The organism is uncultured Campylobacter sp., assembly GCF_938045625.1.
GTDB lineage: Bacteria > Campylobacterota > Campylobacteria > Campylobacterales > Campylobacteraceae > Campylobacter_A.
On sequence record NZ_CALIAV010000056.1, the window covers coordinates 1 to 20,894 of the forward strand.

Annotated in this window: 19 protein-coding genes; 1 reads left to right on the forward strand and 18 read right to left on the reverse strand. The window is 46.9% G+C overall.

Annotated features, from left to right (window positions below):
* Window positions 1–353 precede the first annotated feature (353 nt).
* Together Q0386_RS05725 and Q0386_RS05730 are read right to left on the reverse strand one after the other, a co-directional pair.
* The gene (locus tag Q0386_RS05725) at window positions 354–1,499 is read right to left on the reverse strand and encodes a toxin-antitoxin system YwqK family antitoxin (RefSeq protein ID WP_299028343.1); all 1,146 of its coding nucleotides are present in this window, start codon (window positions 1,497–1,499) and stop codon (window positions 354–356) included.
* A 112-nt stretch (window positions 1,500–1,611) separates the two neighbouring features.
* Entirely contained in the window at window positions 1,612–2,118 is a 507-nt protein-coding gene (locus tag Q0386_RS05730; RefSeq protein ID WP_299028347.1) for a DNA-deoxyinosine glycosylase, read from the reverse strand.
* Here Q0386_RS05730 and Q0386_RS05735 point away from each other — a divergent pair.
* The gene (locus tag Q0386_RS05735) at window positions 2,110–2,232 is read left to right on the forward strand and encodes a hypothetical protein (protein WP_299028350.1); all 123 of its coding nucleotides are present in this window, start codon (window positions 2,110–2,112) and stop codon (window positions 2,230–2,232) included. The two genes, Q0386_RS05730 and Q0386_RS05735, sit on opposite strands and share 9 nt — an antisense overlap.
* An 18-nt stretch (window positions 2,233–2,250) precedes the next feature.
* On the opposite strand, the gene nifJ is transcribed toward Q0386_RS05735, so the two are convergent.
* The 16 genes from nifJ to ccoN all read right to left on the reverse strand — a co-directional run bounded on the left by nifJ (window position 2,251) and on the right by ccoN (window position 20,828).
* Window positions 2,251–5,838 (reverse strand): pyruvate:ferredoxin (flavodoxin) oxidoreductase, encoded by a 3,588-nt coding sequence (gene nifJ, locus Q0386_RS05740; RefSeq protein ID WP_299028353.1) that lies wholly within the window; start codon window positions 5,836–5,838, stop codon window positions 2,251–2,253.
* A 690-nt stretch (window positions 5,839–6,528) separates the two neighbouring features.
* Window positions 6,529–7,179, reverse strand: a complete 651-nt coding sequence (locus Q0386_RS05745; RefSeq protein ID WP_299028356.1) for an HAD family hydrolase — start codon at window positions 7,177–7,179, stop codon at window positions 6,529–6,531.
* Between the two features lie 478 nt (window positions 7,180–7,657).
* Entirely contained in the window at window positions 7,658–8,485 is an 828-nt protein-coding gene (locus Q0386_RS05750) for a mechanosensitive ion channel domain-containing protein (protein ID WP_299028359.1), read from the reverse strand.
* A 20-nt stretch (window positions 8,486–8,505) separates the two neighbouring features.
* Window positions 8,506–9,507 (reverse strand): OmpA family protein, encoded by a 1,002-nt coding sequence (locus Q0386_RS05755; protein ID WP_299028362.1) that lies wholly within the window; start codon window positions 9,505–9,507, stop codon window positions 8,506–8,508.
* Between the two features lie 144 nt (window positions 9,508–9,651).
* Window positions 9,652–10,041 (reverse strand): 30S ribosomal protein S9, encoded by a 390-nt coding sequence (gene rpsI, locus Q0386_RS05760; protein ID WP_009492499.1) that lies wholly within the window; start codon window positions 10,039–10,041, stop codon window positions 9,652–9,654.
* A 2-nt stretch (window positions 10,042–10,043) separates the two neighbouring features.
* Window positions 10,044–10,472, reverse strand: coding sequence for a 50S ribosomal protein L13 (rplM, locus tag Q0386_RS05765; RefSeq protein WP_002949135.1), 429 nt, complete (start codon window positions 10,470–10,472; stop codon window positions 10,044–10,046).
* A gap of 75 nt (window positions 10,473–10,547) precedes the next feature.
* Complete coding sequence (locus Q0386_RS05770) at window positions 10,548–13,343, reverse strand: RecB-like helicase (protein WP_299028365.1); 2,796 nt, start codon at window positions 13,341–13,343, stop codon at window positions 10,548–10,550.
* Window positions 13,340–15,922 carry a PD-(D/E)XK nuclease family protein gene (locus tag Q0386_RS05775; RefSeq protein WP_299028368.1) on the reverse strand — a complete coding sequence of 861 codons (2,583 nt, stop codon included), beginning with the start codon at window positions 15,920–15,922 and terminating at the stop codon, window positions 13,340–13,342. Before Q0386_RS05775 ends, Q0386_RS05770 begins: the two co-directional genes overlap by 4 nt.
* A 58-nt stretch (window positions 15,923–15,980) precedes the next feature.
* Window positions 15,981–16,451 (reverse strand): FixH family protein, encoded by a 471-nt coding sequence (locus tag Q0386_RS05780; protein ID WP_299028370.1) that lies wholly within the window; start codon window positions 16,449–16,451, stop codon window positions 15,981–15,983.
* Window positions 16,444–17,109, reverse strand: coding sequence for a hypothetical protein (locus tag Q0386_RS05785; RefSeq protein ID WP_299028372.1), 666 nt, complete (start codon window positions 17,107–17,109; stop codon window positions 16,444–16,446). Before Q0386_RS05785 ends, Q0386_RS05780 begins: the two co-directional genes overlap by 8 nt.
* Window positions 17,110–17,284: 175 nt before the next feature.
* Window positions 17,285–17,386 (reverse strand): hypothetical protein, encoded by a 102-nt coding sequence (locus Q0386_RS05790; RefSeq protein WP_299028374.1) that lies wholly within the window; start codon window positions 17,384–17,386, stop codon window positions 17,285–17,287.
* Between the two features lie 2 nt (window positions 17,387–17,388).
* Window positions 17,389–17,598 (reverse strand): DUF4006 family protein, encoded by a 210-nt coding sequence (locus tag Q0386_RS05795; protein WP_299028376.1) that lies wholly within the window; start codon window positions 17,596–17,598, stop codon window positions 17,389–17,391.
* Complete coding sequence (locus Q0386_RS05800; protein WP_299028378.1) at window positions 17,599–18,459, reverse strand: cbb3-type cytochrome c oxidase N-terminal domain-containing protein; 861 nt, start codon at window positions 18,457–18,459, stop codon at window positions 17,599–17,601.
* Window positions 18,459–18,680, reverse strand: a complete 222-nt coding sequence (locus tag Q0386_RS05805; protein WP_299028381.1) for a cytochrome c oxidase, cbb3-type, CcoQ subunit — start codon at window positions 18,678–18,680, stop codon at window positions 18,459–18,461. The genes Q0386_RS05800 and Q0386_RS05805 overlap by 1 nt, the downstream gene beginning before the upstream one ends.
* Window positions 18,681–18,688: 8 nt before the next feature.
* Window positions 18,689–19,354, reverse strand: coding sequence for a cytochrome-c oxidase, cbb3-type subunit II (gene ccoO, locus Q0386_RS05810; RefSeq protein WP_002953410.1), 666 nt, complete (start codon window positions 19,352–19,354; stop codon window positions 18,689–18,691).
* Window positions 19,347–20,828, reverse strand: coding sequence for a cytochrome-c oxidase, cbb3-type subunit I (gene ccoN, locus Q0386_RS05815; protein ID WP_299028386.1), 1,482 nt, complete (start codon window positions 20,826–20,828; stop codon window positions 19,347–19,349). The genes ccoO and ccoN overlap by 8 nt, the downstream gene beginning before the upstream one ends.
* Between the last annotated feature and the right edge of the window lie 66 nt (window positions 20,829–20,894).

Here is a 20,894-nt window from a genome sequence, read left to right on the forward strand (position 1 = left end):
CCCACGATAAACAGCACTACCGTGCCGATAATAATCCCCGCAGCAGCCATATTTTGCTCCTTTTTAGTGTTTTTGTGTATTAAATCTAGAGTAAATTTTACTACAAATATTGATATATTAAGCTAAAATAAGAATTATTTTTTAATTTTTTTTGAATAGTATTATTTTATGTAACTTTTATTTTTATTAAAATTTTAGACTAGTGTAGCAGGTTTTGAGTCAAATTTGACGTCTCGTATGCGCTTAAAACAAGAAAACGCCAAACGACGCGCAAAGCCAAACCAGGTCAAAGCACTAAATTTAAGCCGCACGGATCAAATTTGACTACGATCAAATTTAAAATTTAGCCAAATTTACTCCCGCGGCAGCCCGTTTTTATCGGATTTGTCGCTAACTAGCTTGCCGTCTTTGTCGTATTTTTTGGCGCGGATGAGCCTGCCACGCTCAAACTCCCCCTCGGCTTCGAGTTTGCCGTTTGCGTAGTAGTGGCGCGCCTCGCCGACCTCCAGCCCGTCCTCAAACGTCACTCTGGCCTTTAGCGCGCCGTTTTCGTGATACTCCTCGTATAGCCCGTGATAGCGTCCGTTTTTAAACATCACCTTTGCCGCCAGCGCCCCGCTCTCGTAGTAGTCCAGCCCCGCGCCCGTTTGACGACCGTCTTTGTACTCGTATTCGCCTCGCAGCTTGCCGCTTGGGTAATATTCGCGCGCGACGCCGTCCTTTTCGCCGTCTTTATAGTTTTCTACTACGCGCGTTTTGCCGTTTTCGTAAAATCGCTTCCAAACGCCGTTTTTGCGGTCATTTTTGTATTCGCCTGTCTCCTCCACGGCGCCGCTTTCGTAGTACCACGTCTCCGCGCCTTCTCGTTTGTCGTCCTTATACGTTCGCTTGCTGCGGATTTTGCCGCTTTTGTAGTAATCTACGTCCTCGCCGTTTCGTAGCCCGCCCACATAGGGACTGCGTGCGCTAACCTCGCCGCTAACGTAATAGTCGGTAAATACGCCTTCTCGCTTGTCCGCCTTGAAAATACCCTCCTGCTTTAACGCGCCGCCCTCGTCAAAGTAGTAGCGGCGGTAGCGCCCGTCGCGCACGTCATTTTTGTATTCGCTCTCGCCCATCAGAGCGCCGCTGTCTGCGTGGTAGTGCTTGGCCGTGCCCTCGTGGACGCCGTTTTTTAGGGGGTATTCGTTTGATGGCTTGTCTCTACCGTCAAAATAGTCTCTATATCGCACCGCTATGCCGCCCTGTACGTCTATTTCGCGTATAAGCGTGGGCGGAAGCGGTTTTAGCCTCGGATAGACCATACCCATCGCATTTACGCCGTATAGATCCTCGACGCTGTAACGCAGCATCTTTAGCGTGCCGTCGTAGGGCTTGCCTTTTACGTAGTAAAGGCCGTTTTTTAGGCTCACTTCTGGCTCCATTACGATTTTTGGCTCCAGTGCTTGCACCCCGATCGCTAAAAGCGGAAGTACAAATAGAAATTTTAGGATTTTCATGGCTTTTCCTGCTTTGTTTTATTTGGGTAATTTTAAAATTTGAAACTAAATTTAAGGTGAAGGCGCGGCTATTTTATTTTTGATGAGCTAAATTTGAAAGCTCGCGTCAAATTTAACCGTCTTTTAGCGCCTCAGCTACCGCTGTCCACTCCTGCACGAGCCTTTCAAGGCTAAAATTTGCATTTGCAGGGCTAGTCGAGGGTAACTTGATGGGGTCTTTGCCCGTCGCATTTAAAATTTGATTTTTTAGGTATTTTTCGCAGATTTCATGCGCCTTGCCGCCGTTTGCGTAGACTTGCGTGATCTTTGCGACTTTAAAGATCGGCTCTAAATTTGCAGGAGCGACGGCAGTCATTTTAGCGTCGCTCGAGCCCTTTATCTCGCAGGATATCGCAGCGTCGTAGATAGCGATGCGGTGAGCGAGCAGAAATTTTATCTTTTCATCCGTGCTCACAGGCGGCGGAGCGTTTAAAATCCCGGCCAATACTCGCCAGAAGCGATTTTGCGGATTTGCGTAGTAAAAGCCAAATTTACGAGAAACGACGGACGGAAAGGAGCCGAGGATCAAAATTTTAGAGTTTTTATCAAAAATCGGTTTAAAAGGATGGGTTTGGCTCATATTGCACCTTTTAAATTTGCCATGCTTTCGGCATTTTTCAAATTTGAAAGTAAATTTAACCGCCCAAACGAGCGGCTAAATTTACAGATATTTTCCCTCGCCCATCAAATTTAGGCGAGAGAAATTTTCGCCTTACTCGGCGTTTTCGTTAGCCTGAGCTTCCGCGCTAGACTCGACCTCATCGCTAAAATCGGCTAAAGATAAGCGTTTTAGCTGGCGGTAGCGTCTTTGCGCGTCGGCCTTATTTTTAGCCAGCAGCTCGTCTGCGTGCTCAGGGTTGGTTTTCTTAAGCGAGTTGTAGCGAACCTCGTTTAGCAAAAACTCCTCGTAAAGCGACCAATCAGGCTCTTTTGAGGTCATTTTGAGCGGATTCTTGCCCTCTTTGATTAGGCGCGGGTCGTAGACGTAGGTCGGCCAGTAGCCGCACTTGGTCGCTAGCTCGCCTTGATCGCCAGAGAGCGCCATACCGCCCTTGATACCGTGTGCGATACACGGCGAATACGCGATCACGAGGCTAGGCCCATCGTATGCCTCGGCTGCGGCGATCGCTTTTATCGTGTTTGCTTGGCTCGCGTTTGAGTTGATCTGCGCGACGAAGATATTTCCGTAGGTCATCGCGATGTAGCCTAGATCTTTTTTCTGCATCGGCTTACCGCTAGCGGTAAACTGCGCTATGGAGCCTGCGCGGCTGGATTTTGAGCTTTGACCGCCGGTGTTTGAGTAGACCTCGGTGTCAAGCACGAGCACGTTTACGTTCTCGCCGCTAGCTAGCACATGGTCAAGCCCGCCAAAGCCGATATCGTACGCCCAGCCGTCGCCGCCGATGATCCACTGGGATTTTTTAACCAAATATCTTTTTAGCTCTAAAATTTCTTTTACACCGGGAACGCTTAAATTTTGCTCCAAAACAGGGGTCAAAATTTTAGCTATTTGCGTCGTCTTCTCGCCGTCGTTTTTATACGCGATCCAGTCGGAGTATAGCGCGGCTAAGGCGTTTGGCGCGGTATCTTTGGTGCGTAGCATTACGTCTTCTATACGGTGGCGCAGCGTCTCTACTGCGACATTCATGCCCATACCAAACTCCGCATTATCCTCAAACAGCGAATTCGCCCACGCTACGCCTTTGCCCTCTTTGTTCGTCGTATAAGGCGTCGAAGGCGCGCTACCGCCGTAGATCGAGCTACATCCGGTGGCGTTTGCCACTATCATGCGGTCGCCGAACAGTCTCGTCACAAGCCCGATATAAGGCGTCTCGCCGCAACCGGGACACGCGCCGTGAAACTCAAACAGCGGCTGCGCAAAGCCCACGCCCTTGACGCTATCTTTGCTCATCAGGTCGTCTTTGTAGGTTACTTTTTTAAATAAATAATCGGCATTTTCCTGCTCGTTTTTATCCATCTCCTCTGCTAGAGGCACCATGACAAGCGATTTTTCCTTGCTCGGGCAGTTTTGAGCGCACAGTTCGCAGCCCGTGCAGTCAAGCGGGCTAACTTGGATTTTATATTTTAGCCCTTTTACCTCTTTGCCTTTGGCGTCTAGGACGTGATCTTGCACGGTTTGCGGAGCGGCGGCGAGCTCGTTTTCATCGATAAGAAACGGCCTGATCACCGCGTGCGGGCAGACGAAGGCGCACTGGTTACATTGGATACAATTTTCCTCGATCCACTTAGGCACCATCACGCCGATACCGCGTTTTTCGTAGGCCGTGGTGCCTGACTTAAAGTGTCCGTCCTCAAAGCCCACAAACGCCGAAACAGGCAAGCTATCTCCCCTAGCGGCGTTGATAGGCTTAACGATTTTTTCTATAAATTCATCGCCGACGTATTTTTCCTCCGCGCTCGCGTCATCCGTCAAATTTAGCCAGCTAGGATCGACCTCGACCCTAACCAGCCCGTCCGCGCCCATATCGATGGCCTTATAGTTCATCTCCACGATCGCTTCGCCCTTTTTGGCGTAGGCTTTGTGCGCGTACTCTTTCATGTATTTTTGCGCGTCGGCAAACGGTATGATGTCCGCGAGTTTGAAAAATGCCGACTGCATGATGGTGTTCGTGCGGTTTTTCAGCCCGATCTCGCGAGCTAGCTTCGTGGCGTTGATGATGTAGAAATTTACCTTCTTAGCGGCCAAAATTTTCTTTACTTTATTTGGGAGTTTAGCGACCGTCTGCTCGGCGTCCCAGATCGAGTTTAGCAGGAACGTCCCGCCCTCGCGGATACCGTCTATGACGTCGTAAATTTCAAGATACGCCGCGACAGAGCAGGCTACAAAGTGCGGATTTGAGACGAGGTAGGTCGAGCGGATCGGGTTTTTACCGAAACGCAGGTGCGAGCGCGTATAGCCGCCTGATTTTTTGCTATCGTAGGCAAAATACGCCTGCGCGTAAAGCTCGGTTTTATCGCCGATGATTTTGATGGAGTTTTTATTCGCTCCCACGGTACCGTCCGCGCCAAGACCATAAAATAGGCACTCTTTTACGCTTGCGTCGCTTAGCGAAATTTTCTCGCCGACTTTTAGCGAGGTGAAGGTCACGTCGTCCTTGATACCGACGGTAAAGCCGTTTTTAGGCTCACTTAAATTTAAATTTTCAAAGACGGCTAGCATTTGCGCAGGATCGACGTCCTTTGAGCTTAGGCCGTAGCGACCGCCCACGATCACGGGCTGATTTTTGCGTCCGTAAAACGCAGCCTTGATGTCCAGATATAGCGGCTCGCCTAGACTTCCCGGCTCTTTCGTGCGGTCTAGCACGGCGATCTTTTCTACAGTCTCAGGCATCACGTCAAAGAGGTATTTTAGGCTAAACGGACGATATAGATGCACCTTTAGCGCGCCTACTTTTTCACCCTTTGCGCGCAGGTGATCGACGACTTCTTCTAGAGTTTGCGTTACCGAACCCATCGCTATCACGACGCGCGTTGCATGCGGATCGCCGTAATAATTAAAAGGACGATAATCGCGTCCAGTGATTTTTGAAATTTCTTTTAGATACTCGGCCACGATATCAGGCACCGCGTCGTAGTAGCGGTTAGCTAACTCGCGCGTCTGAAAGTAAATATCGTCGTTTTGTGCCGTGCCGCGAGTTTTCGGACTCTCGGGGCTTAGCGCCTCGTCTCTAAATTTTTGCAGAGCTTCGCGGTCTAGCAGTCTATCAAAGTGCGCGTAGTCAAGCACCTCAACCTTTTGTATCTCGTGGCTCGTGCGAAATCCGTCGAAAAAGTGCAAAAACGGCACGCGACCCTTGATCGCCGCTAGATGCGCGACTCCGGCGATATCCATGACCTCTTGCACGGAGCCGCTTGCCAGCATAGCAAATCCCGTCTGGCGACAGGCATAAATGTCCTGATGATCGCCAAAGATAGAAAGCGCCTGAGCCGCGATAGAGCGAGCGCTCACGTGGATGACGCCGGGAAGTAGCTGGCCTGCGATCTTGTACATATTTGGGATTTTTAAAAGTAAGCCTTGCGAAGCCGTGTACGTCGTAGTTAGCGCGCCTACTTGCAGCGAGCCGTGCACGGTGCCTGCAGCCCCGCCCTCGCTTTGCATTTCGACTACTTTAACTGGCATGCCAAATAGATTTTTCTTGCCCTGAGCTGCCCACATATCGGTGTAATCAGCCATCGGCGAGCTAGGAGTGATCGGGTAGATGCCCGCGACCTCGGTAAATGCGTACGATGCGTGCGCCGCAGCCTCGTTTCCGTCCATAGTTTTCATTATTTTAGCCATTTTTCCGCCTTAAATTTTCTTATGTTTTTTTAAAAATCTTTTATTATAGAGCTAAATTCCAAAATCTATCATTAATCCGCCGCTTTACATTTTCAAAAAAGATTAAATTTAATAATCTAAAGCCCCAAATTTTAGCGGCGATCAAAAAACATTTGACGGCCGATTTTTCTAAATTTGCTAAAATTTGGCCGCCAAATTTACAGCAAGGAAACGTATGCGTAAAATTTTATCCGCTAGCCGCATTTTTCGCCTTATGTTTTTGCGTCGTAGCAGATGAAAATCGCAAACAAGGCAAAATTTGCGATAGGCTAGCGTAAGAAGATACGTTGCTTCATCATCGACCAAAACAGGCTTGAGGTTATTGTTGCGAAAGACGGCAAAGCAGGGAAATGAACCATTATTGGCTATCTGGGCGCTGAGTCTCGTATAAAAAGCCTTAGATGCGGATTTTGACGGCGTTTATCTTAGTATCATCGATGTGCTTGAGTCCCTTGAAAAAAGGGAGCGCATCGGTAAGTCAAATTTGCCTTTTTGCTCAAGTTCTTGCGACAAATTTGATTTAAATTTGACTCGTTATACATACCACTACGTTTTATAAGTGATTAAATTTAACAACTCAAACAAACACTAAAAATAGCCGTTTAGCGAGCTAACTATACGCTACTAAAATTCTAAATTTATCGATCAGACTCATCTGCCCGCTATAAATTTAACCGCCTCAAATGCATTTTGAAAGATCAAATTTGAATGCTCGCGCAAGTCAGCCTCCTTGCCGTAGCCGCAAACTAGCCCAACACCCGCGATACCAGCACGCTTCGCCGACTCAAGATCCATCGTCGTATCACCGATCATAAAAGCGCTCGCCTTATCTTGCGAGCTCGTTTTGCCTAGGCGCTCAAGAGCCGTGTTTATGGGCTCGGGGTCTGGTTTTGGATTTACTACGTCGTCTCTGCCGATCACGGTTTTGATAAATCTCATGACGCCCAAGTACTCAAGTAAAATGACTGAAAATTTCGACGTTTTCGTCGTCACGACGCCAACGTCCGCAACTTCGCTAGCAAGCGCCAACGCACCCGCCGCGCCCTCAAGCAGCGATGTTTGCTCTAAAAAAATCTGCTCGTATCGCGCCTTGTACGCGGCGATATAATCGGGCACTAGCTGCGTCGGCGCGCCAAGTCCGGCAAACATAAAATCAAGCGGATGACCGACTAGAGCCTTGACCGCCTCAGGCTTTGGAGCAGGCTCACCGTGAGCGAGAAATGCCGCGCCAAATCCGTCAAGGATCGCAGGCGTCGAGTCGATGAGCGTACCGTCGAGGTCAAAAAGTATAGTTTTTTTCATTTTACTTCTTTCGTTTTTTATTTTAATGTTGCAAATTTGACGGCATTTTCAAGCCGAATTTACGTTTTAATAAACTTTGATTTTACTTTTTGTATTTTAAAATTTGCCTTAAGATAGCTTTTTGTAAATTTTTGATTTTTAAATTTATACTTTTTGGCTTTGGACTAAATTTTATGCGACTGCACTCTAAGGCGCCGAAATTAAGGATTTGTTAAAATGTTTATGCTGTTAAATTTGACTTTAAAATATGAATTAGATTTTAAATTTGACGAAAGCGGTGAAATTTAAATTTCGAAAACTATAGATAAGTCCTACGTCAAAATTTGTACATTTTTAAAGGGCTTGTGTTGTATTGATTTTGGATTAAATTTAATCTATTTTGCCCTACGTACCAAATAGGATACGAGTATAAGACCAATCTACAACATACCACACAAAAAAAGCCAAAGAACCAAGAAAAACCGTGCAAACCGGTAAATCAAATTTGCTCGTCTTGCCTTTTATCCTGATAGCGGATGCTAAGCTGCGGCGATGGTATAGAGATGCCTTCGGCGTCAAATGCAAGCTTAACGCTCTCAAGCATAGCAAACTGCACGTCGGAAAAATCATCGCTCGCACACCAAAATCTAGCGGTCAAATTTACGCTATTTTCGCCCAGGCTTCCGACGCCGACAAACGGCTTTGGCTCTTTTAAGATCTTTTTATTTTCGTCGGCTAGGCTTAAAATAACCTCTTTTGCGAGCTTTAAATCATCTTGATAATCTATGCAAAACACGAGCTCGACGCGTCTAGTACCCTCTTTTGAGAAGTTGATTATATTGCTACTTATTATGCGACCGTTTGGGATGATAATGGTTTTATGATCAGTCGTACGCAAAACAGTGCTAAACATATTGATCTCTTTGACCGCGCCTTGTACGCCTGCGACCTCGATATGATCCTTGAGCTTAAACGGCCTAAAAAATATTATCAAAAATCCTGCACCGATGTTTGAAAAAGTATCCTTAAACGCCATGCCTATGGCAAGACCGATAGCGCCGAGAGCAGCGACAAACATAGACGTCTCTACGCCTAAATTTGCAATCGCGGCTATTAACACAAAAGCCATAAGAAGCGTTTTGATGATATTTAAAAGAAAATTTGAAAGAGTTTCGTCAAGTCTGGAAGAAATGACTAATTTTGATACAAGATTTGAGATTTTAGCTACTAACCATTTGCCGATAAGCAAGATGGTGATAGAGCCTAAAATTTTTAAAGAGTAGGACGAAATTAACGACCAAATAAGTTCGAATTTAATCTCGTCCATGCGTTATTAAGCTAGGCTAATTATTTGTTAAATCTAGCTTCAACACGCCTATTCTCAGCGCGTCCTTCTTTCGTTTTGTTTGAAGCGACAGGTTTAAGCTCACCGTATCCTACAGTTGTAATCTTATCTGCGCTTACGCCAAGTTCCTCAAGAGCTTTAGCAACTGCGTTTGCTCTTTTTTCAGATAGTTTTTGGTTGTAAGCCTCAGCACCAACGCTATCTGTGTGACCGCTTAGAACTACGCGGTAGCCTGGATTTTCACCCATAAAGTTAGCTACTTTTTTGATCTCCTCAAGATATTTTGGAGTTATTTTGTAGCTGTCGAATGCGAAGTTTACGCCAATATCTCTAAGAACGATAACCTTCTCGCATCCAGTCTCGTCAACTACTACACCAGCCGGTGTATTTGGGCATTGATCGACATCGTTTAAAACGCCGTCGTTATCATCGTCAAGGCTTACAGGAGCTGGAGCTGCCTCAACCTTTGGAGCTTCTGCAACTACAGGAGCGTTTTTAGGAGCAAAACCTACTGCAAAACCTAGAGTATAGAATAGGTTGTGGTCGCCATGGTTAAATTTAATAGCGTCTACAGCTTCAGCACGCAATGCGAAGTTGTCGGTGATTTGGTATCTTAGGCCAAGACCGTATTGACCGAAACCGCCGTCATCGTTTTTAACGAATCTTTTTGAAACATCTTCATATCCAGCGCCAAGCAAACCGTAAAGAGATAGTTTTTCAGTTAGACCGAAATCTTTAATAGCGTTAACAAAATATCTAGTAGCTTTACCGTCTACGCCATATTCTCTTATTTTATTAGTATGGCTAACACCAAGCTCAACATGATCTAAGAAGAAATTCTCAAGGTTTCTTCCTATTCTTAAACCAATAGCAGACTGTTCGTTAACTCCTAGGTTTCCCTCAGGGTGAACTCCGCCGATAGTTGGAGTTAATTCATATTTGTAAGCTGAATCAGCAGCAAAAAGAGCTGTAGCAGCAACTAAAGCAATAGCAATCTTTCTCATAGAAAATCCTTTCATGGTGAAATGTATTTTTTAATAATATCACAAAAATTATAAATTTCGTTTTAACATTTGATATTTATAAAAAATATAATTAAATAATCATAAATATCAATGCACCTTAAATTCGCACTATTCCAAAAACTATTAACGTTTAGAGAACTGCGGGCTTCTTCTGGCTTTTCTTCTACCGAATTTCTTACGCTCAACAACGCGTGAGTCGCGAGTTAGTAGGCCTTTTGGTTTTAGAGTCGCTCTAAAGTCGGTATCAAATAGAGCCAATGCTCTTGAAATACCGTGTCTTAGCGCCTCAGCCTGAGCAGAGTATCCGCCGCCTAGAGTCGTTGCAGTTACGTCTACAGAGCCCTCTTGTTTTGTTAAAAGCAGAGGCTGAACAACTTTTAGCTTGATGGCCTCGTGTCCGCCGAGCCAAGTATTTAGATCGAGTCCGTTTACTAAAATTTTACCGCTGCCCGGTTTTAGCCAGACTTTTGCTACGGCAGTTTTTCTTTTACCGGTTGCATAAACTTTCGCCATGATTATTTTCCTTCTTTTTTAGCTATTTGAGCCGTATGCGGATGCTCGCTGCCGGCGTAAACTTTTAGTTTTTTTATCATCTCTCTACCGAGTTTTGTTTTTGGAAGCATTCCGCGAACGGCTAGCTTAAACAGTTTTTCAGGTTTGTCAGCTAAAAGCTCGCCGAATTTCTCGCTTTTAGTGCTACCGAAATATCCTGAATGGCGGTGATAAAGCTTTTGCTCGGCTTTATTGTTGCCCGTAAATTCGGCTTTAGAAGCGTTGATTATGATAACGTAATCGCCGCAATCGACATTCGGAGTGAAATTTGGTTTATGCTTACCGCGAAGCAGCGTAGCTACCTCGGTTAGCAATCTACCAAAACGCTTGCCTGCCGCGTCAAGCACGATCCACTCGCGCTCCACTTCGTTTGGTTTTGTTATTTTCGTCATTTCTTACCCTTTAGATAATTTTAAGTCGTGATTGTATTCAAATGCACCTTACAAATAGCTTAATTTAAGCTATATTTAAATATCAATGCTTCGAATTTCATCCCGTAAAGCGTAAAATATCGCCGCCTTTACGCTCAAATTCGGGTAAATTTGAGCCAATATTTTTTTGTATTCCGCCACTTGCGCGATATTTTCATCTATGTTTTTATCGCTCGTTTTATAGTCGATCACGCAGATTTCAGATTCGCCAACGCAGAGCAGGTCAAGCTGTTTTAATGCACCCTCATATCGCAAAGGCTGCTCTTTAAACGCACGCTTTCCCTGCGTCATTTGCTTAAATTTAGGCTCATTTATCAAATTTAGCCCGCGAGCGTAAATTTCATCCAGCTCGCCCTCATCTAAAAATTTATGAAACGTATTTCGCATCGAAATTTGCGCGGTTTGTAGCAAGCTCTCGTCAAATTTTTCCGCCATCTCGAGCAGATAGTGTAGCGCCAAGCCAAAATAAATCGCCTTTTGATTTTTGCCCTCGGTTTTTGGCGTTTCATCTACGATTTGCTTTGTAATTTGAGCTAGTTTAATAGGCTCAAATTTGCCCGCTACACTCAAATTTCGCGCCTTGCTAGGCGTCGGCTCGCCGAAGCTAAAATCGACCAAATCAAGATATTCTATAACCTCGCCACTACTCTCATACGCCCCAAAAAAGCTCGGATTTCTGCCGTTCGCGTCTGTTTTTTTTACGATGATTAGCCCGTTGATCGCCCGAGTTAGCGCGACGTAGAGCTTATTCATATCATCCTCGCGCTCGAGCCGCGCCGCCTTTTCTTTTAGCTGCGCAAACTCCTCGTCGATGCACTGTTTTTTGACGTTGTGGCGCACCTGCCAGGAGCCCTCGTCGGCGTCGTATTCAGCGATAAAATTTGACCCATCGTGCCGCCCTGCACCCATTTTATCGCACACGATCACATTTTCAAACTCCAGTCCCTTTGACTTGTGCACGGTCATGATTTTCACGCCCTCGCCGCTTTTTGCGCTCGCTTTTGCTTCAAATCTATCAAGATTATAGATAAACTCGGTCAAATTTGAGTACGGCTGCGCTAGCTCTAGCAGCCGCAAAACGTCCGCATCGCTCATATCTACGCCAAGCTTGCCCGCTAGATAGTGCAGGCTCTCAAGCGCCGATTTTTGCGGATTTACGCTCAGTTTTACGGCGTTTACGTCAAGGATTGCCTCGGTATTTAGCTTGTAAATTCGCTCGCCAAATAGGCAAAATTTAGCATATTCCGCTACTGCGCGCGCATTTTTGCTAGCTAGCAGAGGCATCACGCCCTCGCTCACGCTTTTTACGCCCGCCTCGCTCAGCAAATTTGAGATTTTATTTATATCGTCGTTTTTCCAGCAAAGCACGGTGATATCGTCCTCGCAGACCCCTTTTTGTAGGAGAAATTTAACCTGCTGCGCCGCCTCTGCCGCCACGTCATCGCCGCTGCTTACCCGCACGAATCCAAGATCGTCCGCCTCCGCCTCAAAATACGGCATCTGCCCTACCAAATTTACCCGCTCGCCCTCTTTTTGTGGCGTTCTTTGTGGTTTAAAATTTTCGATCTTGCCCGCAAATACGGCGTTCGTAAATCTAACCAACGCCTTTTTGCTGCGGTAATTTACCTCCAAATTTTGCGCTTTGATCTGCGGAAAATCTCGCATCAGCTTGCCGAAAAGCTCCTTTTTACCGCCGCGAAAACGGTAAATGCTCTGTTTTACGTCGCCGACGTAAAAAAAACTGCCAAGCCCATTTTGTCCGTATCCGGCGACGATCTCTTCGATAAGCGGACGCATGATCTCGTACTGCGCGACGTTGGTGTCTTGAAACTCGTCGATGAGAAGGTGGTTTATCCGCCCGTCGAGCCTAAAATAAAGCATCTGCGCGTCCGTTTCGCCGCCCCTTAAAAGCTCGTAAACCAGGCGCGTCACGTCGCTAAAGGCGAGCGAATTTAGCCTTTTGTTTAGCGTGATTTTACACTCTTTATAGATTTTTAAAAATCTAGCCAGCTCGGCGATTTTATACTCTTCTAGCGCATCGAAATACCGCTTTAACCGCGCTTTTAACTCAAAAAACATCTCGTCAAGCTCCGGCGTATAAATTTTAGAAAACGTGCGATAATCAAGGCTCGCGCGCGACATAAAAGATCGAGCTAAGATTTCGCCGGGAGTTCCCTCTTTTACGGCGTTTTGCGCGTCTTTACCGCCGCCTCTAGCTAGGACGTACTCACGCATGTTTTTTAGCGCTTCTGCGACGCCGCTTTCGTTTGGAAAGGCCGCATTTTCGCTGCTTTTTAGCTCGCCGAAATTTTCGTAAAACATCTCCAAGCTCTCAAAAAAGCTACCCTGACTGCGCTCGGCCGTCGCTATCAAATTTGCAAGCGCTTTTAGCAGTCGCATATCCTTACTTACGCTCGCGACAAACTCGCCCCGCTGTAGCTCGTTTAAATTTTCGCTCACTTCAAAATCTGCGCTTAGCCCCAAATTTAGGCAAAAGCTGCGTAAAACGCCGACGAAAAACGAGTCAAACGTGCCGATTTTTAGATCGCTTTCTAAAAAATGCGTCGCCCGTGCGTCGCGCATGGCTAAAATTTCATCCCTGCCGGCACCTAAAATTTGCTCCAGCTCGGCTAGCTCCGCGCCCTTTTCCTCGAGCCGCAAAAAGGTCTGCACGATGCGCTCTTTCATCTCGTTGGCAGCTTTTTTGGTAAAAGTTAGCGCCGTGATCTCGCGCGCGTCAGCGCCTGATAGCAAAATCGCGATAAAACGCACGCTAAGCGCAAAGGTCTTGCCGCTGCCCGCACTCGCCTCGAGGGCCAAAAACGGCTTCATAGCTCGCCTTTCACTAAAATTTTATAGTCTTCGTATTCGCTCATTGCGCCCTTGGCCTCCCCGAAATTTATCGGCGTGTCGTTGATGGATTTTAGCTGTTCGATCGTCTCTGCAAGCGCATCCGTGCTAGCCTCGCCCGCCACCAAATTCATATTATCTTTTAGATCATAAAAATACCCCTCGCAAGGCCTACCCACGAGCGCTTCGTAAAATGGTAGTTGCAAGGATTTGGCGTCGAAATTTCCACTTTTGTAATCAATCACCGCTAGCTCATCGCCGCGCCCATCTATGCGGTCGATTTTACCCGTTATGCGCACGCCCGCAAAGACGCTATCAAGCTCTTTTTCAAGCCCCTGCACGCGCCATCCGGCCTCATATCTCGTGTCCTCTATGGCCTTAAATTTTTCCATCTTTATCATCGTTATCTCGCGCTCTAGCGGTGGCGTGTTTAGCTCTCTTAGCACCGTTTCAAATTTAGCGAGGTCAAACCTATCAAATTTAGAGTAATACTCAAAAAGCGCCCTATGCAATGAGTTACCGAAGTCCGCTGCAGACGCGGTTTGCGGCATCACGGGCGGCTTTACGTTCAAAATATATCTGTAATAATACCGCCGCGGGCACTGTAAATAGGTATTTAGCCTACTAAAAGAGAGCGGGATAGCGAAAAAATCATGCTTGACGATGATATCTTGCTCGAAAATTTTAGGCTTTGCGGGCGTTTTTCGCGTGAAATTTATCAAATTTACGGCTTGCTGTTTTTCGCTCGGCATTTTGTTTTGCACAGTACTTTCGTCAAATTTGTCGGCCAAATTTAGCTCTCCGTCCGCTTCGCCAAATTCAAACAAACTTCGCTCTTTGGCAGTTTTTGTTTGTTTAGTTTTAGCCTCGTTCTTTTCGTCAAGGCGCGGGCCAAATTCACCGTCAAATTTTTGCTCGTCAGCAAAATCGGCCTCCGCGTCAAATTCGTCGTTAAACAGCGTCGCATAACTCTCATCGCCGTATCTCGCGTCCTCCACGGCGTTAAATTCGCCGAGAAATCTCGACGCGATTTTCTCCTCGTTTGCCGCGTAGCATATCGCCGCCTTTTTCGCGCTGCCGATTAGGCTCTCGTAGTAAAATCTCTGCAAATTTTCGCGGTCGACGTAGCCGATGAGGCCCGCTTTTTGGCGCACGCGCGAGCTTAAAAACATCTCGTTTACGCTACGCTTTGGCACTAAATCGTCGTTAAAATCAAGCACTATGACGCCATCAAATTTAAGCCCGCGACTCTCCAAAACGCCCATGACGCCGATCTTGCCGCCGCCTACGTGATCAAGCCTAAGCCTGGCTAGCTTTATCAAAAATATCTCGCAAATTTGACGCAGCGTAAAGCTAAAATACCGCGCCAAACTCTGCGCGTAAAATAGCTCCTCGCGCGTTTTTTGCGCGGCGGCATGGTCGCTCTCAAGCGCCAAAATCTCCTCCATCAGCGCCCTAAAATCCTCAAACGAACAAGGCGCCTCAAAGCCGTTTTTAAATTTCTCAAACAGCTCGCCGCTAACGCCAAATTCATGGAGATTAAACTCAAATTCGTTAAAATTTTTATAGTTATCCTCGCTCAAATTTACGCGGATTTTGTCGTTTATCGCGGTTACTATGCACTTTAAAATTTGAAAAAACCGCGTGCGGGTAAAACTCTCGCCCATCGCGAAGTTAAACATCTTGCCGCGGTCGTGCAGGCGTAAGATCTCGGCAAAGCTCTCGTCAGGCAAGATAACAGCGATGTTTTCGGGCTTGATACCCTCGGCGACGAACTCGCTAGCCTTTGCCATCGCGTAGGCCGCCTGCAAGCTCCTAGCGCTAAAGCTCCTTTTTAAAACGAGCGGATTTTTGCGCACGGAGCCAGTTTTTCTTAGCTCGCGCGTGCTCAAATTTAGCTCAAATTCGCAGTAAAGGCTAAACTCGCTCGCCTCAATGCCAGAAATTTCAGCCAGTTTTGAGATCAGTTTTTTGTTAAATTTACTGGTTTGAAAGATGATTTTTAGCGTCGTTAGCTTTGCGATCTCGCCAAACAGCTCCCACTCAAATTCGCTCAAAAAGCCGTCTATTTCGAGATTTATCTCGCGAAATTCCCTGACGAACCCGCTGTTTAACTCGTAAATTTCAGGCAGCACGATACCGTCGTATAGATTTTCGGCCGCGAGCAGCTCCTTATATCGCGCGAGCACCACCTCGAGGATACCCAAATGCTCCTCGTAATCGGCGTAAATGTCGCTAAATTTTAGATCTGCCACGCTTTTTTTGCTGATGGCAAGCTCCTTAAAAAAGCTGAAAAGATAGTCGTTGTTTTTCAAAAAAGCAAAAAACTCCGACGGGATACGCAGCCGCTCGGATGCCTCTCTCACGCTCGCGCAGGCTCGCTGCATCAGCACCAGCGCGTACGCCTCGTCCGCCTCAAAGCGCCCCGGCACCAGCACGGCCTTTTGCTCAAACTGCGCTATCGTCATGGCCTTTGGCACGAGTTCGTTTTGAAATTTCGCGTTAAATTCGCGAATCTTTCGCGAGTTGGTAAAGATGTAAAGTTTGTCTAAATTTTGCATAAAGGCTCTTTGTTTTTTGGCGAAATGATAGCCCAGAGCGGCTGAAAATCAAAGAAAACTAACGCGCCTCGAAGTTAAATTTATAAAAGCCGGTGTCGTTTGCGTCGGAGATTTTTAGCAAAATTTGCCATCTGCCTTTTTTTGGGAGCGTCACGGGCGCGGTTTTTAAAATTTGCCCGTCAAATTTGGCGTCTAAATTTTGATTTTGCTCGTTTGTGGCAGGTCTGGTTAGCAAAATCTCGTGCGTGAAATTTGGCGCCAAAGAGCCGTTTTTGGCTTCGACGGCGATCTTAAAATATCCGTTAAGCCCGTCAAATTCGGGCTCGAATTTAAGGGCATATCTGGCGTCAAATCTGCGCTGGCTAGCCTCGATCTCGTTTATATTTTCATCTACGTTTTGGTAGCGCTCGAAGTAAAAACCATCCATCTCCACGGGGGTTTTGACGGCCAGAATGATGGTCGCTACGCAGGAGGCGACTATCAAAATAAGCGCGGTAACGATAGCGTGAGGCCAATAGTTTTTAGCCATTTTTCCTCCTAAATTTTCTAAATGCGGCGACGTAAACGACAAGGGCGATGGAGCCGTAGATAAAAATCCTAAACGCATCTAGCGTGCGGCGGTTTTGATTGCCGACCGCGTTTTGTAGGGCGACGCCTTTGCTTGCGGCGATTTGCTCGGCAAGATCGGCGTAGCCGTTTAGCACGGCAGCGTTAAAGATATCTTTGCCGTTTTTTGACGCTAAAATAGGCAAAATCGAGCCCGAGCTTGGATACGGACTTAAAATTTTCTCTTTATCAAAAAGCTTAAGCGTCTGCGGGTCGGCAAAAATTTCCACCTTGTGTTCAGCCTTAGCAAGCATCAAAAGCACGTAAGGCGGGGTCAAATTTAACTGAGCGGCGGCTTCTTTTAGCGTTTTGCCGTCCAAGTTCTCATAAACCGCAACCCCTGCAAATACGCCACTTTTGCTCGCTAGCTCCTGGCCTAAAACCGCGATTTTCTCGCTTACAGCCGGGCTTAGGATGTTTTGATTTACCAAAACTATCTCGCGAGGTGAATTTGAGCCCTGCAAAGTCGCCGCGCCGCAAAAAAGAAAAAACAAAAAGATAAAAAATGTGCGGGTCAAATTTGCAAATTTGAGCGCAGAAAAGCGGCGAAGTACGCTCAAATTTAAATTTAGAAAATTCATTGTAAATTTAACGCCTCGCAAAAAAGCGAGCGCAGTCAAATTTGAGAGAGTAAAATTTATAAGCTTCATCGGCCAAGTCGCACTTTTTCACGCAAAAAGTAAAGCGAGCCGCTAGGATTTAAACGTAAAATTTGAAAAGAAGCGGCCGAGTTTCCGCTCCTTGATTTATCAAATTTCATCCCACAAAAAGGTGATTTGGCGTTAGCACCGCCCACGCCGTAAATACCGCCGCCGCAATGAGTCCGGCGACGATGATTTTTTCCAAAACCGCTTGCATAGCTACTCCTTCACGCGCACTTTTTTGGCGTTATCCGCGCTTTTCATCTTTAGCTCGGAGGCGTTTAGCGTGTATGGTTTTTGTGCGACTTCTTGCTGGAGCTTGATCGCGTAGTACGTGAGCGCCGCCAGGATCGCTAGCAGCAGCCCGGTCGCGATGAGTAGCCCCGTCACGCCGTGTAGACCGAAAACGTTTCGATTCGTGTTTTCCATTTATTCTCCTTTAGAAAGCGAGATGACATACTCGCCGACGGCTTTTTGCTGCAAGGCGTTTAGTCTGCCGTCGCTAAATTTAGGCATCGTACCGATAGCGCCTTTTTTACCGCGTTGTAATACGTCCTCGATAAATGACGCTGTGCCGTATTTAGATAGATCAGGAGAGTTACCCTCCATGCCTTTGCCGTCCTCGCCGTGGCACGCTGCGCAGGTCGCAAAAAGTTCCTTGCCGCTAGCTACCAAATTTTCGTTTTTGGTCTTTTTTATACCGGAAATTTCTTTAGCGATGTAGGCCGCGATCGCCTTTGCGCCCTCCTCGTCCGCCATACCGGCAGGCATCTCGCCCATCGGATACTCAAGGCCTTTTGAGCCGTTTATTATCGTATCATATATCCCCTCTTCGCTGCCCCATTTGGAAAGGTCTGCGGCCTTGCCGTTTATGCCGTCGCCGGTTATACCGTGGCAGGAGGAACACTGCACCAAAAAAAGGCTTTCGCCCATGGCATGAAGCGTCTTGGCGTCCACGTTTGCGAAGCGTTTTTCAAATTTAGCGTTTGCGGCGGCGACTTCTTCGTTGTATTCGCCGATTTGCGAGTAGGAGTTTACCGGATAGCCGGCGATCATATACCACAAGGCCCAGACGATACATATCGCATAAACTATCGCCCAGCCCAGCGGTACGGGATTTTTGTACTCGCCTATGCCGTCCCAGCTATGCTCGCTAAGCTCGGCCTTAGGTTTTGCTACCTTCATCTGCCCGACCAAGCGACTTACGACGAAAGCCGTGGCCAAAACGATAGCAATAGCTCCGATAAGCCCCAGTAAATTTACGTTATCTTCTAAATTAAACCATTGCATTATTTTTCCTTTTTAGCGTTTTGCTCTATGGACGCAGACTCTAAAATTTCCTCGTCGATACCGTCTTTTAGGGCGAGGTCGGAGTATCTTTCGTAGTCTCGCCTGCCGCTCTTTTCGGATCTATAAAGATGAAAATAGTATCCGTAAAGAAGAGTAACGCACACAGCTAGAAAGATAAAAGCTCCGTATCCTTGGATATCTCTTAGAGTCTGCGCATCCATAAATTCGCCTATTTTAAGCTATTTAGATAGGCGATGAGCGCCACTATCTCGCGGATCTCTCCGCGCTCAAAGGCCTTTTTGACCTCTTCATCTTTCATCTCTTCAACTATAGCGGCGGCTTCTTCTTTGGCGGCTGCTTGTGCCTGCTCGTAGGTGCCGAGTTTTGGCATGCCCTCTACGTCGTACGGTACGCCAAATACCTTTTTCGTCGTTACCGCTTCACCGTATGCCGTCTCGATGTCGGCGTTGTTGCTAAAGTGATGCTTATAAGCAGGCATTATAGAACCGGGCACCACAGAGGTCGGCTCTTTCATGTGATTTTCGTGCCAGTCGGTGGTGCGGTAGTTACCCACGCGCCAAAGGTCGGGGCCGGTCCTCTTTGAACCCCAAAGATGCGGGCGGTCAAACGCATACTCGCCGCTTAGCGAATACATGCCGTATCTATCGGTCTCTGCCTTAAAAGGGCGAATTTGCTGCGTATGGCAGGCGTTACAGCTATCTTTCATATATACGTGTTTGCCCGCAAGCTGTAAAACCGTCGGCGGTTTGGTACCCTCTAGCGGCCTAGCTCTATTGGCAAAATCAGGCAAAATCTCAATCACGCCCGCATAGGCGATAAATATAAAAACCATAACCGCGAAAAAGAAGGGATTTTTCTCTAACCAACTAAACATTAGCAACCTCCTTTACGCCCGCAGGACTTGCGCTTAGCGGCTCTTTTTCGAGTGCTTTGGCGCCAAAACTCTTGTAGATGTTATAAACAAAGATGAAAAATCCTAGCAGATAAAGTAGTCCGCCAACGGCTCTGATCCAGTAATACGGCACTATGTTTATCACCGTATCGATAAACGAGTAGGCTAAATTTCCGTATTCGTCGGTAGCGCGCCACATCATACCCTGTGTGATGCCCGCGATCCACATCGATGAAAAATAAAGCACTATGCCGATAGTCTGTATCCAAAACTGAGTTTCCATCAAGGATTTCGAGTAAATTTCGCGTTTAAACACGCGCGGCGTCATGTGATAAAGCGCCGCCATCGTCATAAATCCGACCCAGCCTAGCGTACCGTCGTGCACGTGACCCGGCACCCAGTCGGTAAAGTGCGCTAGGGCGTTTACGGACTTGATCGCCAAAATCGGCCCCTCAAGAGTTGAAAACATATAAAATGTCGAGCCCAAAATCATAAATTTGATAAGAGGATTTTCTCTAAGCTGTTGCCACTCGCCGCGCATCGTTAGAAGCATATTTATAGCTGAACCCCAAGACGGCAGTATCAAAACCACCGAAAACACAGAACCCATCGTCTGCATCCAGTCAGGCACCGCAGAGTAGATCAGATGGTGTCCGCCCGCCCACAGATAAAGGAACATCAGGCTCCAAAACGAAAAAATCGAAAGCTTGTAAGAAAATATCGGCTGACCGCTCTCTTTTGGGAGGAAATAGTAAATTTGAGCAATGATCGGCACGGTAAACACAAATGCCACGGCGTTATGCCCGTACCACCACTGTACTAGCGCGTCGTTGGCTCCCGCATACATAGAAACCGAGTGCCACCAGTTGCCGTAGCCTGAAACTAGCTTGGTCGGCACGGCCATGTTGTTAAACAAATAAAGCATCGCGATACCTAGAAACGTCGCGATAAAATACCAAACCGAGATATAAAGCGTCCTCTCGCGGCGAATACCGATAAGGCCGAATATACTAACGCCCCAAAGCACCCAAAGCACGACCACGCCGATATCTAGAGGCCACTCTAGCTCGGCGTACTCTTTTGACGTGCTAACGCCGGCAAATAGGCTAAACACGCCGCCTGCCATAACCAGCATATATATCCAAAAGTGTAGCTTACCTACCGCCATCAAAAACGGCGACTCGCTCATCGAGACCTTTAAAACCCTTTGTCCGATATAGTACCACGTCGCAAATACGCCAGAGAGCATAAATCCAAATATCACGCCTGCCGTGTGCAACGGTCTTAGGCGGCTAAAGGTGCCGTATTCGCCCGCGAGATAGTTTAGATCAGGATATGCCATCTGAAAGGCTATCAGCACGCCTATGCCCATGCCGACTATCCCAAACAGTATCGTCGCGAACATAAAATACTTGGCGACCGTGTAGTCGTAGCTTAGCGCCCTGTCTAGTCGCATCGATATCCTCCTTTGTTTATTTTGTTATTAGATTGTTATTTTATTAGATTTTTAGTGTAAAACCGC

What these genes read in the sequence shown, in the direction of transcription:
- Q0386_RS05750 (WP_299028359.1), bottom strand. Translation starts at nt 8,485, where the DNA reads ATGGACGAGATTAAATTCGAACTTATTTGGTCGTTAATTTCGTCCTAC.
- Q0386_RS05775 (WP_299028368.1), bottom strand. Translation starts at nt 15,922, where the DNA reads ATGCAAAATTTAGACAAACTTTACATCTTTACCAACTCGCGAAAGATT.
- Q0386_RS05730 (WP_299028347.1), bottom strand. Translation starts at nt 2,118, where the DNA reads ATGAGCCAAACCCATCCTTTTAAACCGATTTTTGATAAAAACTCTAAA.
- Q0386_RS05790 (WP_299028374.1), bottom strand. Translation starts at nt 17,386, where the DNA reads ATGCAAGCGGTTTTGGAAAAAATCATCGTCGCCGGACTCATTGCGGCG.
- Q0386_RS05805 (WP_299028381.1), bottom strand. Translation starts at nt 18,680, where the DNA reads ATGGATGCGCAGACTCTAAGAGATATCCAAGGATACGGAGCTTTTATC.
- Q0386_RS05785 (WP_299028372.1), bottom strand. Translation starts at nt 17,109, where the DNA reads ATGAATTTTCTAAATTTAAATTTGAGCGTACTTCGCCGCTTTTCTGCG.
- Q0386_RS05745 (WP_299028356.1), bottom strand. Translation starts at nt 7,179, where the DNA reads ATGAAAAAAACTATACTTTTTGACCTCGACGGTACGCTCATCGACTCG.
- Q0386_RS05780 (WP_299028370.1), bottom strand. Translation starts at nt 16,451, where the DNA reads ATGGCTAAAAACTATTGGCCTCACGCTATCGTTACCGCGCTTATTTTG.
- ccoN (WP_299028386.1), bottom strand. Translation starts at nt 20,828, where the DNA reads ATGCGACTAGACAGGGCGCTAAGCTACGACTACACGGTCGCCAAGTAT.
- Q0386_RS05800 (WP_299028378.1), bottom strand. Translation starts at nt 18,459, where the DNA reads ATGCAATGGTTTAATTTAGAAGATAACGTAAATTTACTGGGGCTTATC.
- rplM (WP_002949135.1), bottom strand. Translation starts at nt 10,472, where the DNA reads ATGACGAAAATAACAAAACCAAACGAAGTGGAGCGCGAGTGGATCGTG.
- rpsI (WP_009492499.1), bottom strand. Translation starts at nt 10,041, where the DNA reads ATGGCGAAAGTTTATGCAACCGGTAAAAGAAAAACTGCCGTAGCAAAA.
- Q0386_RS05770 (WP_299028365.1), bottom strand. Translation starts at nt 13,343, where the DNA reads ATGAAGCCGTTTTTGGCCCTCGAGGCGAGTGCGGGCAGCGGCAAGACC.
- Q0386_RS05755 (WP_299028362.1), bottom strand. Translation starts at nt 9,507, where the DNA reads ATGAGAAAGATTGCTATTGCTTTAGTTGCTGCTACAGCTCTTTTTGCT.
- Q0386_RS05795 (WP_299028376.1), bottom strand. Translation starts at nt 17,598, where the DNA reads ATGGAAAACACGAATCGAAACGTTTTCGGTCTACACGGCGTGACGGGG.
- Q0386_RS05725 (WP_299028343.1), bottom strand. Translation starts at nt 1,499, where the DNA reads ATGAAAATCCTAAAATTTCTATTTGTACTTCCGCTTTTAGCGATCGGG.
- ccoO (WP_002953410.1), bottom strand. Translation starts at nt 19,354, where the DNA reads ATGTTTAGTTGGTTAGAGAAAAATCCCTTCTTTTTCGCGGTTATGGTT.
- nifJ (WP_299028353.1), bottom strand. Translation starts at nt 5,838, where the DNA reads ATGGCTAAAATAATGAAAACTATGGACGGAAACGAGGCTGCGGCGCAC.